The organism is Paenibacillus ferrarius (assembly GCF_002027705.1).
GTDB lineage: Bacteria > Bacillota > Bacilli > Paenibacillales > NBRC-103111 > Paenibacillus_E > Paenibacillus_E ferrarius.
Genome location: NZ_MBTG01000037.1, coordinates 41,541 through 58,697, shown reverse-complemented (window position 1 = coordinate 58,697; position 17,157 = coordinate 41,541). Strand labels below are relative to the sequence as shown.

Sequence of the window (17,157 nt, the reverse complement as noted above, 5' to 3'; positions counted from 1 at the left end):
TGTACTTCTGTCAATAGCGTAGACACAAAATTAAGGAACAACCACGGCATTAGACAGCCTGATTTCTGTAGTAAATTTGTTCGAAATGATGAGCCGTCTCGTATCCTAGAGTAGAATGTGGTCGTAGTCGATTATAGTCAAACTCAATGTAAGCATAGAGTTCTCTCATGGCTTGTTTACGGGTCTTAAATTTTGTTTGGTACACAAATTCTTTTTTCAACGTGCTATGGAAGGACTCGATACAAGCGTTATCATAGCAATTTCCTTTACGGCTCATGCTGCCAATCATTTTGTACTCTTGTAACTTTGCGCGGTAGTCATGACTAGCGTATTGAGAGCCACGATCAGAGTGATGAATTAATCCTGGCTCAGGCTTGCGACGCTTATATGCCTTCTCTAGCGCGTCTAAAACGAGCTCCCTTGTCATTCGAGCTCCCATTGAAAATCCTACAATTCTGCGAGAGTACAAATCCATTACGCTTGCCAAATACAACCAGCCCTCGCCCGTCTGGATGTAAGTGATATCCGTTACCCAAGCTTTATTCGGCGCTAGCACAGTAAACTGACGATTTAACACATTTTCGAACACAGGCAAGTCATGTTTAGAATTCGTCGTAGCCGTTACTTTCCTTACGGTTATTGACTTCAATCCCATTTCCTTCATACGCCGACTGACCGTTTTGGAAGAAACCGCAGTCCCATTTTTTCTTAATACGGCTGTAATCGTCGGACTTCCTGCGCGTTTTTTAAAGTGATTAAACAGTCTTCTTATCTTCCGATCTAGCGCTTTTAAGCGCTTTTCACGAGCACTAGGTTCCCTCTTAATCCATTTGTAATATCCGCTTCGTGAGACTTCTAAAACGGTGCACATCTTCTCGACCCGGTACTGGAAGCGGTGTTTATAAATAAACGAATAAATCAGCACGGGTCCTTTGTGAAGAAGTGCATCGCCTTTTTTAAAATCTCATTTTCCTCTTTTAATTCGAGGATGCTTTGCTCCAACTTCTTCATTCGTTCATAGTCTACAAACACCTGAGACTGAGATTCTACAGTTCTACTGCCGTACTGTTTAATCCACCGACTTAGGGTACTTTTAGGAATATTTAATTCCTTAGAAATTTCAATTGGTCTCTTATTAGCAGACTCCATGTGTTCAACTGTCTTGCGTTTAAATTCCTCATCATAACTTTCACGTTGTGATCCCATGCCACACCTCGACCTTATTTAATATCTATATTATAAAGGTTGTTCCTTAAGGTGTGTCTACGAAATAGTCTAACTTCAAACAGCACGATTGGGCGCAAAAACCGATGAAATAGCGTACCGTAGTTCCGCTTGCCCGTGAATTCGCCCCAATTTTAGTCAAATAGCGTATCCTAGTTCCCTTTCAGTTCAAACAAAAGAGGAGCCGCGGCGAAGCAGGCCCCTTTCCCACGCATAATCCGGTGGTAAAATTATTTATTATACAGTCTGGCGTGCTGTCTGTAAGGACGAGTTTCCGCTCAGACCAAGCGTCTCTGCTGTTGATGCATGAATTTCGTTCAGCAGCTCTGGATTTTCCATGAGCGATACGCCATAAGAAGGAATCATTTCTTTAATTTTCGGTTCCCACTCTTTGATATGTTTCGGGAAGCATTTGGTAATGACCTCAAGCATAACGTGAACAGCCGTAGAAGCACCTGGAGAAGCGCCTAGCAATGCTGCAATCGAACCGTCAGCGGCACTAATAACTTCCGTACCGAATTGAAGTGTTCCTTTGCCGCCTGCTTCCGTATCTTTGATTACTTGCACACGTTGACCCGCTACTTCTAAATCCCAATCCTCGCTTTTGGCGTTCGGGATAAACTCCCGCAGCTCCTCCATGCGCTTTTCTTTCGATAACATCACTTGCTCGATCAGGTATTTCGTCAATGACATGTTCTTGGCGCCTGCCGACAACATCGTTACGAGATTATCCGGTTTAACGGATGTTACCAAATCAAACATGGAGCCGGTTTTCAGAAACTTTGGCGAGAAGCCGGCAAACGGTCCAAATAGCAGCGATTTTTTGTTATCGATAAATCTTGTGTCCAGATGCGGAACAGACATTGGAGGCGCTCCAACCTTAGCTTTGCCATATACTTTGGCATGATGCTGCGCGATAACATCCGGATTATTACACACCATGAATATTCCGCTTACCGGGAAGCCTCCGATATGTTTTCCTTCAGGAATACCGGATTTTTGCAGTAAATGCAAGCTTCCTCCCCCGCCTCCGATAAAGACGAATTTGGCAGTATGGCGTTCAACGGTACCTCTGTCGTTACGTACTTTCAATTCCCATGAGCCATCGCTAGTACGTCTCATATTATCAACGCTATGCTTGTATTTAATATCGACATCTTTACTCTTTAAGTGGTCAAACAATATGCGCGTTAAAGCACCAAAGTTGACATCTGTGCCAGTGTCAATTTTGGTTGCCGCTATGGGTTCATTCGATGGACGATCTTGTATAATAAGCGGAATCCATTCCATCAGTTTGGCAGGATCATCGGAAAATTCCATCCCTTGAAACAGCGGATTCTTAGACATCGCTTCAAAACGTTTCTTCAAAAACGATACATCTTGCTGCCCTTGCACCATACTCATATGAGGCAATGGTATGATAAAGTCCTGCGGATTGCGGATCAGCTTGCTGTTCACAAGATAAGACCAGAACTGCATAGAAAGCTGGAACTGTTCATTAATTGCGATAGCTTTGCTAATATCTACAGATCCGTCTGATTTCTGGACCGTATAGTTAAGCTCGCATAATGCCGCATGCCCTGTGCCTGCATTATTCCATTCATTAGAGCTTTCTTCTCCTGCATTTTCGAGCTTCTCAAACACTGTAATTTCCCATTCCGGTACTAATTCTTTCAGAAGTGTCCCTAACGTCGCACTCATGATTCCGGCACCAATTAAGATGACATCTGTTTTAGTTTCTCTGTTGCTCATTTTTACCATCCTTATACCCTAAGATTTGCAGAAAGGATTTAGGCGCGACCTAGTCACACACCTTTTCTGGATCAATTATTAACCCTTTAGATTAAAATACTTATTTACTATTATATGATAGTTATAACGTATTTAAAAGCTAGTAAAAAGAAAGAAATCCGAACAATCCGCCTTAGGAACACACAAAAACCTTGGCTTTTATCCAGCTTCTTGCATGGGGTGTGACAAGCCGCCGAATTATTTCTGAATTTTCTTGGAAAACAAAGAACGGCCCTTTCGCAATATGATGCGATCAGAGCCGTGTTGGTCTTGTTTCATGGAGGAAATCTTACTCAGAAAATGATTCCGATTTGTTCAACTTTTTTAACTCATTCCTTATTTCATTACGAATCAGATCCATCACTTCTTGCACTTCACGAACGAATCTTGCAAATAAATATCCAATTAATAATAAACTTACACCATAAAACATGATTACACCGCCTTTGTCATTGAATACTAGCGGTAACCAGAAGCATTCGCTGGTTTGCCTGCATCCTGCACTTCTACAAGATACCGCCAACAGTCCGGCTGCGAGCCGTCGAGATCACAAAAACCATACACTTGTGCGAGCTTGCCGCTTGAAATCGAGTGACCGTTCCATCGGGCAACCTCTAGATCTCCGGATAGCGCGGCAATGGCGCGCCCTACAAAACGTGGCGATTCCGAGATGACGAAATGAGGTTCCTTCATAGTCGCGTCACGCCAGTTTGCTTCCTTAACACCAAAGTGATCAAGCATGATTTCAGAACGCATCCAGCCCGGAGTCACTGCTACTGCTGTGCAGTTATAAGGTGAAAGCTCATGAGCTAAAGATTGGGCCATACGAATGACTGACGCCTTCGCTAGATCGTAAAACAGTGATAAACGGTAGTTTTTATCGTTGTATTCTGCCGTGCCGTCCGTTATCTCAATGACCAGCCCATTCTTGTTTCGGATTAGCAGTGGAAGTGCAAAGTGGCTTGTAATAATATGCGTATCAATCGCAAGCCGCAGCATGCGAAACCCTCGCTCAAGCGAGTGCTCCCACACGGGCACCTCCCACTCTGCCAAATATTCAGCCCCCCAAACATCGTTGACCAAGATATCCAGTTTCCCCTGTTCATTCTCAATGCGAGCAATTAGAGCCTGAACCTGGTCAGGATCCAGATGATCCACTTGAACCGCTATCCCGCGGCCACCAGCATTACTTACAAGTTCAGCTGTTTCTTCAATCGTTTCAGGACGATTGTACTCAGAGCATTGTGTTCGTGTCGTGCGTCCTGTCACATATACAGTAGCCCCAGCCGCTCCTAATTCGATAGCTATTCCTCTACCAGCGCCGCGTGTTGCCCCTGCCACCAAAGCCACTTTTCCATTTAAAGGTTTCACGATTTGTTGCTCCTTCCGTTTGATCTCCCCCCAATTATCGACCTTAATTATGCCAACTTGTGTCATAGTAATAAAAAAATATCCATAGCCTTATTGCTAATATCACTTATTTTACCAAATGTCATTGGCATGAAGTTCAGATACTCACCGCTCATTAGTGCCCGTTAAGTCAGAAAAGGCCACCGAGATACCGGCAGCCGCCACGAATTGGCCCGATCCGCCGAAATCTAATTTCAGCTGATCTTTACACAACTTTACACACTAAAAGCCGCCGACACGATGGTCGACAGCCACTGAAAAAATCCTAATCTTATAAGCAATGCCTCCTCAGAAGAGGTAAAGCAGCATGGCCGAAAAGGCAGGCTCAACCTCCGATGGTTGTGAAGTACTGCTCCCGGTCGATATCTGATAGGAGCGTCGGCTGCTCGGGACGCCACCCCAACCGCTCCTGCGTCAGGGCGCTTGACATCGGATAGTCCATCGAAAGAAAGTGCGCCAGCCAACCGAAGTGGTCGGCTGCCTCCTCAGGAGACTGACTGATGAGCGGCACATTAAGGCGGCGGCCGATTACGCTGGCAATGTCACGAACCGGCACGCTCTCGTCGCCAATCGCGTGCAGCTTCGCACCTGCAGGTGCCGCCTCAAGCGCCAGCCGATAAAGACGTGCAGCATCAATTCGGTGTACAGCGGACCAACGGTTAGCGCCATCGCCCACATAAGCCGAAACACCCTTATTGCGGGCGACATTGATCATGGCTGGAACGAAGCCGTAATCGCCATCGCCATGTACCGATGGCGGAAGCCGTACCACCGACACGCGTACGCCATGCGGCACCAGCGAAAGCGCAGCCTCTTCCGAAGCGACGCGGTGCGCCGCGGCGGAGACGGTAGTGGCCGCATCTTCTTCTGTCCCGAGGCGGCCCGGCGTGAGGAGCGCAGACACAGAAGTGACAACCAATGGGCGGCCCGAGTTCGCGAGCGCCGCACCAAGCGCCTCGATCGCAAGCCTGTCCGTTTCGCAGGAGGCTGCAAAGTTAGCGAAGTCGTGAATGAAGCCAGTGTGGATAACGCCATCCGCTGCATCCGCTCCGCGCCTCAGGCTGTCAAGATCATCCAGAGAACCTCGATGCGCTGCAGCTCCGGCCGTGGCGAGTGACGCGGCTGCTGCATCCGAACGAGCAAGCCCGAGCACCTCATGCCCCGCGTCGATCAGTTCGCGAACGATGGCGGAGCCGACGAAACCTGTCGCACCTGTAACAAAAACACGCATAATGAAATCCTCCTTGAGCTATTGAATAGTAGTAGAGCTATTTGAACCACCCAGGGTGCGCATTAACGATCAGCACTGCTGGCCTCAGGTCTAAACTCTAATCTCATTATAGGTTTCATTCATCAAGATGATTGCCTGTTCCACGTCACTTCTTGCCTGATCCTCTGGCACACCCCCAATCCTCCGATATGGCAGGGTTTCCGCAGGAAAAATGAAAACCCGCCAAGCCTTATGGCCGCGGGGTACGTGGAAAAGTCAGAATTATATGTATCTCCGTCAGTAAATGCCGAAGCAGGGAATTGACAGGTATTAGTGACCGGACATACGATTTGATCAGTCCAGTATATGTGTTTGTGTTTGTTGATGCCATCTGACGATGTCTCTGCTTGGCGGGCTTCCGAAAAAGCGGCTGTAATCTCGGCTAAACTGGGAGGTACTTACATACCCCACTTGCTGACATGCCGTGGTCGCATCCATTGAACTTGAGACCATCAGACGTCTCGCTTCATGAAGGCGCAGCGCTTTTTGATATTGTAGTGGGCTCATCGAAGTGACTTCCTTAAAATGTTCATGAAAAGAGGACACACTCATGTGTACCAACTCGGCCAAGTCTGCAACCTTCATCTGATGGGAGAAGTTGGCGCGGAGCCAAGCGATCGCCTTCGCAACTCGCTGCACGCCCGAATCCGCAAAACCAATTTCGGCGACGTGAACACCGATAGGACTGCGCAGGACTCGTATCAAAATCTCATCCACCACGAGTGGGGCAAGCAATTCAGTGTCGCCCTGATTCGGCAAACACTCCACCAGTCTCCTCACCGCGTTAACAATGCCCAAGTCGGCATTCGTGACGTAACCTGCGCTCCGCTGACGAACTGGAGGCAGGCCCTTGGGATACACTTTCAAGACCAACTCGGCGATCCTTTGCGGATCGAGGTCCAGCCTAACACCGAGGAACGGCTCGGAAGGGCTCGCATGTGTGATCTGGAGAGCAACCGGTAGGGCAACCGGGAGCACGAGCATACTCGACCTGCCGAACTGATAGACCTCCTGACCCATCGTGACGGCCTTTGCTCCTTGTGCAGCAATTAACAAAGAGGGCAAGTAGAGGGTTTTCACATAGTCCGTGTTTATTCGTGAAAAACGACCGACGTGCAAACTAGGAATGCGCTGGCTAAAGCTGCCGTCGTGTGGAGCATGGGTATAGATCAAGCGCGCCAGTTGGGCAGCTTCCGCTTCAAGCCCTCCCTCGGCGCTGCCTGACGCTAGTGGGACCGCGTGGTTATCTAGCATCCTCATTGTTTCGAAAGCAACTCCCTTTTATTCAGACATTTTGACCAAGGGATCCCTATCATTCCCGACCAGTCTGATCATTAACAATACCCGAGATTTCTACAATCTCTCCAATAATCTCTTTGATAAATATTAGGTGTCTAACTTTTGTAAACCCCATTTTATGAGTTAAGTAATACTCCAAAACTTCGTTTATAGCAATAACAATAGTACTAATTTCTCGATATAATAAATCCATTCCTGCAAAGAACTATTAATGTAATTTACCAGATAGTTGAGCAAAGGCAGTCAATCATCTGGCCAGCTGCCTTCTTACTTTGATGTTATAAAGCCATAGGTAAAGATCCCTATGACCCGCAAGAGATTCCTCCGTTTTTTATTCACCAATAATAATGACTCACCGACTCTCTTTCTTTAAAAAGGCAACTACACGTTCTTCATCATATGCCCAAGTTCACTTTCCAAAAACCGACTGGTGCAACTTTTAACGAAACGCGTTAGGCTAATTTTATTACAATTCTATTGCTGCTAGTTGATTTTTATAAAAAAATTGAACCATTTTTCACGATGGAGCCAATATAGGGTGTATACAGTTTGGAGGGCTCTCAGATGAATGATCAAGAATTAAATCCATGGATAGATCGATTGATGGAAGGGGATCAAGCGGCATTTGATGTCATATATGGCTTAACAAAGAAAAAAGTCTATGCCACGGTGACGATGCTGATGCGCAATAAGGAAGACGTGAATGACGTTGTGAGCGAAGTTTACTGCCAAATATTCAAATCACTACCGAGCTTTGACCGCTCACGTTCCTTCTCGTATTGGTTGAACGGAATCGTCATCAATCAAATCAACAATTGGCGCAGGCAAGTGTGGCGGAGGTTCCGCTTGTCGCAAAAGCACGACATGCTTCAGGAGCATCGTCCTCCAGAACTCCCAGATGAGTTCCTGATCCAAAGCGAAGGACAGCAACAGTTGCTAGGTTTGATAAAGAAGCTACCTTATAAATTGCGTGTTGTAGTCTTATACAAATATTACTACGAATACAGCAACGACGAAATCGCTGGGCTGCTTCATATTCCGGTCGGTACCGTCAAGTCACGAAATAGCCTGGCTCTGAAGCAAATTCGACAAAGATTCGGTACTCATCTAGTGCAGGAGGTCACGTTAAAAAATGTCTAAACAAAATGTAAACGAAGCATTGACGAGATATATGGACGAGATTCAAGTTCCTGAAGAGCTGGATCAACGGATTCGGCAAAACTTTATCCAACATTACACCCAAAAGGAGAACTCTCAAATGAAACTCAAGAAAAAAATATTAGCTTTCAGCGTAGCGGCTGCCATTCTAATTCCGACAGCTGCGTACGCGATTAACAACTCTTACTTTAGCCAAAGTAATGTCAATCTAAACGGTCTGGTGGACAACCAAGTCAAACAGGCTGCCGCGAAGGGTCTTACTGTTCCGCTCGATTACAAAATTTCAGATCAGGGTGTGACTATTCATTTCACAGAGTTGTATACAGAAGATTCCAAAGTACTTTTGCATTACCGCGTCGAAAAGGCAGACGGAACGTTAGTGGCGTATGAATTTGATACCCAAGGTTTGAATATACGTACTGACGGCAAGGAGAATGGCCAGCAGACCACCAATCCTACCTATACTGTACCTGGACAAGAAGGCTTTAATATGTTGAATTTCTTCGGTACTCCTAACGCTGATAATCTGCCGTTCTACCTGACGGATTCCAAAGGTAATAAACTGGATACAGGGATTGCCGATAATGGCGAGCCAGAGGGGTTAATTGCCTTCATGACGGTTGGTCATAAGCTTCCGCAAGAGATGATGCTGCAAATCAATGTGAATCGCATCGGTGGAACTAAGGGAAGCTGGAAAGGCCAGCTTCAAATCAACCAACTGAAGTCGTCAACCCCAAGTACCAAGTAATCTGTGCTTTAAAATTTCCAATAAAAAAGGTGGATACTTCATGAGTATCCACCTTTTTTTGTTGCGATTACATCAATTTTGAACGTTGTACTTTAAAGATTTTGACCAAAAATACATTCCCATACCGAATAAAGTCATCATACCGCCTAAGAACTGAAATAATGAAATTTTTTCTCCTAGCAACAGATACGCAAGAATAATGGCAAGAACAGGTTCTCCAATAATACCTACCGAGACAGTTGTTGCCCCAATTGATTTTAACAATAGATTAAAAATACATTGTCCAAAAATAGTTGGGATTATTGCTAGCAGCAAAAAATAAGTCCACTCTGATGAGTTGTATTCAACTAAAGAGTAATTATTAAACAAATTGTAGATGAGCATGACGATACCACCAATAAAAAAAACGAAAATACTGTACACATTTGCATCCATTTTGCGGCTTACTTTTTGCCCTGCCAATAGATATGCTGAAACGAAGATTGTGCCTATTAATGATAAGCCGTCTCCAATTAGCGCTTCTTTCGAAATCCCTATGTCTCCCCATGCTATAAGGATTGAACCAAAAAGAGCGGCGACCAAGCAAAATACGGTGAACAGATTAGCTTGTTCCTTGAACAAAAAGTATGAACCGATCATTACAAATAAAGGCTGTAACGACAATAAGACCATAGAGCTTGCAACTGAGGTATAAACCAATGACTCCATCCAAAATAAAAAATGTAATCCTAGAAAAAGACCGGCTAAAATAACGATACTCCAATCTTTTTTATTCATATCCAACGAGCGAAACATTTTCCAAGGTATAAAAGGGAGCAAGATTATTACGGAAATAAACAATCGGTACATTCCAGCCACAGAAGTAGGTGTATCAGAAAATTTTATCATAATAGACGAGATTGAAACGGACAGTATGCTGATGAATAACAAAATAAACGGATGAGATGTTAGAGAAGATTTTTTAAATTTAATCATTATTCCTCCAAGCTGAGACAATTACCTGTGCACAGAAATTGTAATGGTAAGCCGAAGCTGGATATAATAATATCATCATTAACGTTTATTTTGTGTAACTATATCATTCATTTATATTGAAATATCGTCAAATAAAGGGGCACATGTACGTTGAAAAAACAATTGCACGAAATCATTCAGTATCCTGACGAGGCATTTCCATACATTATGTATACTCATACTAATCAAGGATCTACTCCTGAAGGGAGAGGAGTTAACGATCTACATTGGCACGAAGAATTACAAATTACTTTAGTGACCAGTGGGAAACTAACTATACAAATAAACGGAATCGATTATAACTTAGATAAAGGGCAAGCCATCCTTATCAATAAGAGCGTCCTTCACGTGGTTACACACCTATCCCATGACGGTCAATATGTCAGCTTTAACTTCCCGGAGAAGCTGCTCGCCTTTTATTCAGAAAGTGTCATGGAAAAAAGCTATGTACATCCTTATACGAATTCTTTTTTATTATCATTAGAAATCAAAGGAGAGGCGGAGTGGCACAAACAAATCTTGCAAATACTTTGGTATATGAAGAATGAATTTGAAAAGAAAAAAAACTGGGGATGGCAGTATGAGGTTTCCATCAAAACGGTTCAGTTGTGGCTAATACTAATATCTAATATATCCCTTTCTTCAGAGGAGTCCTCTAAGCATAACAGACGTGAGCAAGAAAGACTGCAATTAATGCTTAGCTTCATCCATCAAAATTATACAAACAATATTACTTTGAAGGAAATAGCTGAGGCAGCTCATTTGAGTGTTTCGGAGTGCACGCGCAGCTTTAAAAAAAGCATTCATATGACTCCTTACTACTACTTGGTTAAGTACCGTATTAAAAGGAGCGTCGAGCTGCTAGAATCTACTGAATATACGATAACCGAAATTGCCCAGAGAGTAGGTTTCAATCATGTAAATCATTTTATCCAGTCTTTTAAAAAACATCGTAACATTACACCTAAGGAATCCCGTAAAATTAGAAATGAACCAACCACATAAAAAAGCCCCCACGATTCGCACATTTTCTCCATTACTTTAATGAAAACAGGGAGTAGCTGCAAAGCAAACTCCTCTATTTTGAGAATTGTGCAGTTCACAAAAGTGAACATTCACTAACGACCCCTATTTTCCTTGATCAACAGCATGTACACTTTTATTAGATCATTAGAATTTCCCGAATCTCCTGCTCTGACAGAGAGGATAAGGCTTCTTGTCCAGGTTGAATCACTTCATCGATCAAATTGATCTTTCTCTGCTGAAGCTCGTACATTTTGTCCTCAACCGTCCCCTGGGTCATGAGACGAATAACTTGAACGACCTTCTTCTGGCCAATGCGATGGGCACGGTCTGCAGCCTGCTGCTCTACAGCAGGATTCCACCACAGATCATAGAGAATTACCGTGTCCGCTCCTGTCAGGTTCAGTCCCGTACCTCCAGCCTTCAGGGAAATCAAAAACAAATCTCGTTCGCCCTCGTTAAAGCGATTGCACAGTTCAACACGCTCAGAAGCTCGGGTCTGACCATCCAAGTAGAAGAAAGGTACACCTTGGTTACCTAGTTCCCGACCTATGATGCCGAGCATCTGAGTAAACTGCGAAAACACAAGCACTCGTCTACCCGCACTTCGGCATTCCTCTATGATCTCGAGTAGTTGCTCGAATTTAGCCGAGCTTCCTGCATAATCCTCAACAAATAAAGCGGGATGACAGCAGAGCTGGCGAAGCCTTGTTAAGCCCGCTAGAATCTTGATCCGATTCCTCTGAAAGTCCTTCTCGTCCAAGTGCTTCAAGGTTTCCTGCTGCAGCTTAGCCAAATAGGCCACATACAACTTCTTCTGCTCAGGCAGCAGCTCCGAGGCTTGTATGGATTCAATCTTCTCTGGCAGCTCCTTCAGCACATCAGTCTTCAGCCTGCGAAGAAGAAACGGACGGACACGTTTTGCTATGGTTTCACGAGTAAATTCATGAAACGCTTTCCGGCTTGGAAACAATGCCGGGAGCACTGCATCGAAAATAGACCATAACTCTTCTAATTTGTTCTCGACTGGTGTTCCTGTTAGTGCGAAACGGTATTTAGCCTCAATCGCCTTCACCGCTTGTGCTGTCTGCGTCGTGTAATTTTTGAAGAACTGTGCCTCATCCAAGATAAGCGTATGGAAGACATGCTTCGCTATTTGCACAATATCTCTGCGTAATAACGGATAAGAAGTGATGATCACATCCACCTTAGCGCGATTTTTCAGAGTACGATTCCGTTCTTCTTGGTTACCATCAGCGATAGCAACCCGAACCTCAGGAGCAAATTTCTTCAACTCATTGCGCCAATTATATACAAGTGAAGCTGGAGAGACGATGATAGCTGGCTGTTTTTGCTTTCTAATCTCAGGCAGCACCGATACAAGGAAAGCTATACTTTGAATGGTTTTACCCAGTCCCATATCGTCTGCCAGAATACCGCCAAAATGATAATGAGCAAGTGTCTTAAACCACTGGAACCCTACTTTTTGATAATCCCGAAGGATAGGTTCTAGACTGGCCGGAATAGGAAAATCCAGATGATCGGGATTGCGCATATGATCTATGAGCTGACGAAGCGACTTACCCAGCTTAACCGTATTACCATGTCTTTGGGAATCCATCAGATGAAGCGCATGAGCTAACGGGAAATGAATGGCCGCCTCCAATAATTCACTCTTGCTCATGCCCGTTTCATTAATAAAGCGAATGATTTCCTGATACTCTTCCGTTTCTAGTGGCATCAAAGCGCCATTAGGCATGCGGTGAAATTTACGCTTTTCCTCCAGAGACTTGATCAAATTGCGGATCTCAGAATCAGGAATACCATCTATATCGAATTTGCAGATCAACCAATCCGTTCGTTCGTCAATACTAACTATTACTTTAGGCGGCATCAGCCCTGTTTGGAGCTTAGACTTCACAGCAGAGGTTGCATAGATATCAGCTAACTTCTCTAGCTGTGGAACGATACGGTACAGAAATTCATATTCCGCATCTTCATCAGTCAAAAAATATCCGCCTTCCTTGTTCGTAAATCCGCCTTGCTCCATGAGTTCCAAGATCTGTTCTTCGTGATCTCCATCCCGCATTAGAATGCGATCTTCACTTAAAGTCTGGCCAATTCCTTCTAACGGATTAATAACGATACTACCATAATGGAACTCTAGACCTGCAAGCAGCCGGTCCCTTACCCGATCCAGATATAGCTTGGCCTTCAGAGGTGTCTGTACCATACGGTTGGACACATCCTCAGCAATACGTACACTGCCTAGCTTCATTAAACCAGGAAGAACCTTCTCCATGAAAGGCTCTATTTGATCAGTCCCAATCTGGATTTGCTGCGTCCTTGAGGCTTCAAGCATTTGCTTGAGTATCGCTAGTCGGCTACACTGCTCATCCTGCAGCTTCAATAATTTACCTTCTGAAATGACCACTCCATAAGCTTCCATAACGACGATTGAGTCCAAACCTTGGACGTTCAGTTGATAGCCTTCGCTAACTAGCCCTTGTTCGAATTCGAACCGCAGAGGAAGTGTTTCCTCAGATAACAGTACGCCTTCATAAAAGCTGTCATCATGCTCAAGTTTGACCATTGGAGCCTTGGAAAGAAGGTTATGCAAATCCCTCCAAGAGGGGGGCGCTATCGGTAGCATTCGATCACGATCACGATGACTGGCTTGCCCTGGAAAAGTAATGGAGCTTTCTCTGAACATTTTTTCGTTATGACCAATATGAATAAGGGCTCTGATGACTGCATCATTATTAGGATGGAAGCTGTGCAGCTCCGGATCGTAGGTAAATTGCTTTGTGAAAACGAAAGGTTCCCGACGCTCTACTCGATCTAGAAACTCTCTTAATTTCTGAACTATGTAGAGCCGCTTCGGTCCAACCTTCATTTCAATGGCAAACATATATTTCTTATATCCATAAGGAAGTGGTCTGCAAATAAACTCTACATCAAGGGGCTCTCTTGTATCAAAGAGGTTCCTAGTACGACTTGGACGTAGTGGCTTATCATTGAATAACCCCAGAATGCCGGCAAACAATTTTTCATCCTTAGCCGAGCTGCTCGAATTGTCCAGAATATTCCAAAGTACAGCGGCAATATGTGAGCAATAGTTATCATAGGAAGCTAGAGTTGGACAGCTGCATTCGGCATCCAAATCCCCATTCTCATGTAACACGATCGTGACTTCATCCTTACCTTTTGCTGTGACTACAGCTTCGTAGGTAGCCGTCTCGGGATCATAATAAGTAAAGTTTACTTTGCCTGCTCGGTAATAGGCTTCCCCATTATCGCAGGAGGTCTGGCCGCACATCAGCTTAATAACCTTATCTGTCAATTGAAAGCTCATTGCGGGAAGTCCTTTCTATAGGAGTAGATATATTAAGAAAAATGCTGAGTAATATTATTCATATACTCTTCATTGTCCAAGCTTTCCTTCATTGTAATAAGCATTTTTGCATCCTCACCAACCACATATCGGAACTGGCTTGTACCATCTATTGCTGCTTGATATATCGTTTCAGCGACAAGTTCAGGAGGTGAATTATATCCTGGCTCTTTTTCCATACTCATCAATTTATTCTGAAAAGCAGCAGTAAACAACTTGTAGTCAGTTAAAGATTCATTAAAGTAGAATTCCATTGATCTTCCGCCAAAGTCTGTCTGAATAGCTCCTGGTTCAATCAACTTTACTTTAATATTTTGTGATGCTAGTTCATAAGATAAGGATTCAGAAAAGCCTTCCACCGCAAATTTTGTTGAATGATAAAGTGACATTGTTGGAAAGGTAACTTTTCCTCCCATTGAAGATATATTAATCAATAAGCCTTCTTTATTAGATCTAAAATGAGGCAAAATGGCTTTAGTCATGTTCATCAAACCAAAAACGTTCACTTCAAATTGTCTTCTAATCTGCTCATCGGTTGCTGCTTCAAAAATCCCCATTGTTCCATATCCTGCATTATTGAGAAGAACGTCAATTTTTCCAAACCGTTGGATTCCTTCTGCTACTGCGTTTTGAATCGTTTTCTTTTCCTCAACATCGAGCCGCAGAACCAAAATATTGTTCATATTGATGAATTCAGTTTCTTTTTCTGGAGTGCGCATTGTTGCTACAACATTCCATCCTCTTTCAGCAAAATGTTTAACTGTAGTCCTACCAATTCCAGATGAAGCACCCGTAATAAAGATCGTTTTCATTTTAAATTCCTCCATTTTAGAATTTATGTTTTCAATTGGGATAAATCGTTCCAAAGCTTGATTTAAAGAAATAAGAGAAAAGCTCCTCCAGTGACTGTTTTATTTCGTAACCAGTTAAAGACTTTTTCATAAGCATGCCTAGAATGACTCCTGACCGTTCAAAGAAAGCCCCCTTTTGTTAGAAAGAATCAAATTGATATTACGTTTAATAATATATCAATCCAACATATATCATGTCAATATATAAACTTTTTTTGTAAAATCGGGCCATTATCGGTTTGTATTTTTTTACCATCGTGCTGATAAATATAATCTTAATAGGTAAAAGCAATAATCCAATTCTATAATTGACTAAAATATTCATCTATCTTCTTTGTACGATCGACTCCATCTGTAGCATATGCTTTTTGCAATGAATTAAGCTTTTGTGCATTTTATCCTCTTACTACTGTTCGATGACAAATAAGTTTTGAACTGCAAGAAGCCAGCAAACTCAAGGGTTTGCTGGCTTTTCTTATCTGTAGTCGATTAATGACTAACTCCAGACTTTTCTTACATCTATATTCGTATTAGGAAGGAGGTGTAAGTAATCGAACTGCACTACACATCCATCACCAACTGGACTCTGGGCAACTACACCGACTTTTAAATTATGAATATTATTCATGCCAAAATACCGCACTAATGCCCATTCATTACCATCAAGAGAGTAATGAAAAGCTATACAACTATCATATCGAGATACTCTTAAGAAAGGGTTTATATTCCCGACATAGTCACCGATACAATCATCTGAAATATCTTTAGTTACAACACTAATAATGGAAGGTCGACCTCCAAAATCCTCATAACATAACTTGGCCCAGTTATTCTCGTCTGCCATTACCATAAGGCATCCGGAATCATTCCGGTCACGTATGTCTACGCTGACCCGAGTGGTTAAAATAAAATTTGCATTTGTTGTCGTATAAAGGAATGGAGCAGAATTTGTTCTGCTTTCCTGTGTTGGGTTATGGAAGAAGTCTGCACGAGGCGGGGCGGTAATCCTAAGTGAATTTTGTTCAGAAAATTCCCATTCAAGTGGTTCATTCATCCATTTAAGAGAAGTATTTAGACTCTTCCCCACGCAGTTATTAAAAAGACTCATATCTAACCGTCGCCACCCATCCATATAGTATAAATAACATAGTGTATATCTAGTGTGATTATAACAGAGGGATAAACTGTTTTGTTCAAATCTCTTACTACATTTCTCCGTGTTTATCTAGGAGCCGCGGACAGTATTTTAAGTAATTAATCTTCCGATGAAAATGGAGACAGAAATAGCAGCCGTTAAGATAATCCGGCCTCATTTTTGTTCTCAATTCGTTAGTTTAGTACCGATTAAGATGCGACACCTAGACAATAGCTTTCTTGAAGTAATAATGGTTACTGCCAATCGGAGCTTCCTCAAATACCGCAACTTCGTTATAACCGTTCTTCAGATAAAATTCTGGAGCTTGAAAACTAAAGGTATTTAGCTTAATAAACGTACAACTTTTTTCCTTAGCAATGTTTTCAATTAGATTCAATAAATGAGTACCATACCCCATCCCTCTTAGAGATTCCTCTATCCAAAGGATATCAACCTCAATCCAATTCCAACAGAGAGTAGCTAACATTCCGCCAATAACCCTACCATTGTCATCCTTTATGGTTAGATTAATTTCTTCATAGCGAGAGCTTGAATTCTCAGGAACATGCAGCATATTAAATTCAATCAGCCTTTTCCTAATGTACTCACTTTCTTCTTTATTCCCAAAAGAAATATCTGGTTTAACGTCCATGTTAGCCCTCACTTCGATTTGAATTAAATAGCTATTCGACAACCATAGTTTGTTCCCTTTTTTTGCTTTTGTTTGTTGAGCAAATCTGCCCGATAGTTTAATCATAAGTGAGCAAAAAACTTTAGAAAATCGGGCTATCTTATGCCTGCTGCGTCGATGATCATAAGCGGGTACGGATATCCATGGCA

The 17,157-nt window shown here is 43.1% G+C and carries 12 protein-coding genes and 1 pseudogene; 3 read left to right on the top strand and 10 right to left on the bottom strand.

Annotated features, from left to right (window positions below):
* Positions 1 to 49 precede the first annotated feature (49 nt).
* The 5 genes and pseudogenes from BC351_RS30845 to BC351_RS30820 all read right to left on the bottom strand — a co-directional run bounded on the left by BC351_RS30845 (position 50) and on the right by BC351_RS30820 (position 6,955).
* Positions 50 to 1,206: pseudogene (locus BC351_RS30845) on the bottom strand (IS3 family transposase).
* Between the two features lie 255 nt (positions 1,207 to 1,461).
* Positions 1,462 to 2,976, bottom strand: coding sequence for a malate:quinone oxidoreductase (locus tag BC351_RS30835; RefSeq protein WP_079418275.1), 1,515 nt, complete (start codon positions 2,974 to 2,976; stop codon positions 1,462 to 1,464).
* Positions 2,977 to 3,474: 498 nt separating this feature from the next.
* Positions 3,475 to 4,386 (bottom strand): SDR family oxidoreductase, encoded by a 912-nt coding sequence (locus tag BC351_RS30830; RefSeq protein ID WP_079418289.1) that lies wholly within the window; start codon positions 4,384 to 4,386, stop codon positions 3,475 to 3,477.
* A 364-nt stretch (positions 4,387 to 4,750) separates the two neighbouring features.
* Positions 4,751 to 5,656, bottom strand: a complete 906-nt coding sequence (locus tag BC351_RS30825) for an SDR family oxidoreductase (RefSeq protein ID WP_079418273.1) — start codon at positions 5,654 to 5,656, stop codon at positions 4,751 to 4,753.
* A gap of 333 nt (positions 5,657 to 5,989) precedes the next feature.
* Positions 5,990 to 6,955 (bottom strand): AraC family transcriptional regulator, encoded by a 966-nt coding sequence (locus tag BC351_RS30820; protein WP_079418271.1) that lies wholly within the window; start codon positions 6,953 to 6,955, stop codon positions 5,990 to 5,992.
* Between the two features lie 603 nt (positions 6,956 to 7,558).
* Between BC351_RS30820 and BC351_RS30815 the strand changes: the two genes are divergently transcribed.
* On the top strand, positions 7,559 to 8,134 hold the full coding sequence (locus tag BC351_RS30815; RefSeq protein ID WP_079418269.1) for a sigma-70 family RNA polymerase sigma factor: 576 nt from the start codon (positions 7,559 to 7,561) through the stop codon (positions 8,132 to 8,134).
* Positions 8,127 to 8,900 carry a DUF4179 domain-containing protein gene (locus BC351_RS30810; protein WP_079418267.1) on the top strand — a complete coding sequence of 258 codons (774 nt, stop codon included), beginning with the start codon at positions 8,127 to 8,129 and terminating at the stop codon, positions 8,898 to 8,900. Before BC351_RS30815 ends, BC351_RS30810 begins: the two co-directional genes overlap by 8 nt.
* Positions 8,901 to 8,972: 72 nt before the next feature.
* Here BC351_RS30810 and BC351_RS30805 read toward each other — a convergent pair whose 3' ends face one another.
* Entirely contained in the window at positions 8,973 to 9,872 is a 900-nt protein-coding gene (locus BC351_RS30805; protein ID WP_079418287.1) for a DMT family transporter, read from the bottom strand.
* Between the two features lie 153 nt (positions 9,873 to 10,025).
* Between BC351_RS30805 and BC351_RS30800 the strand changes: the two genes are divergently transcribed.
* Positions 10,026 to 10,919 (top strand): AraC family transcriptional regulator, encoded by an 894-nt coding sequence (locus BC351_RS30800; protein WP_079418265.1) that lies wholly within the window; start codon positions 10,026 to 10,028, stop codon positions 10,917 to 10,919.
* A gap of 157 nt (positions 10,920 to 11,076) precedes the next feature.
* Here the strand turns inward: BC351_RS30800 and BC351_RS30795 are convergent, their stop codons facing one another.
* The 4 genes from BC351_RS30795 to BC351_RS30775 form a co-directional block, all read right to left on the bottom strand.
* Entirely contained in the window at positions 11,077 to 14,292 is a 3,216-nt protein-coding gene (locus BC351_RS30795; protein ID WP_079418263.1) for a DEAD/DEAH box helicase, read from the bottom strand.
* A 32-nt stretch (positions 14,293 to 14,324) separates the two neighbouring features.
* The gene (locus tag BC351_RS30790; protein ID WP_079418261.1) at positions 14,325 to 15,143 is read right to left on the bottom strand and encodes an SDR family oxidoreductase; all 819 of its coding nucleotides are present in this window, start codon (positions 15,141 to 15,143) and stop codon (positions 14,325 to 14,327) included.
* A gap of 535 nt (positions 15,144 to 15,678) precedes the next feature.
* The gene (locus BC351_RS30780; protein WP_079418257.1) at positions 15,679 to 16,290 is read right to left on the bottom strand and encodes a DUF1349 domain-containing protein; all 612 of its coding nucleotides are present in this window, start codon (positions 16,288 to 16,290) and stop codon (positions 15,679 to 15,681) included.
* Between the two features lie 250 nt (positions 16,291 to 16,540).
* Positions 16,541 to 16,969 carry a GNAT family N-acetyltransferase gene (locus BC351_RS30775; RefSeq protein WP_079418285.1) on the bottom strand — a complete coding sequence of 143 codons (429 nt, stop codon included), beginning with the start codon at positions 16,967 to 16,969 and terminating at the stop codon, positions 16,541 to 16,543.
* Between the last annotated feature and the right edge of the window lie 188 nt (positions 16,970 to 17,157).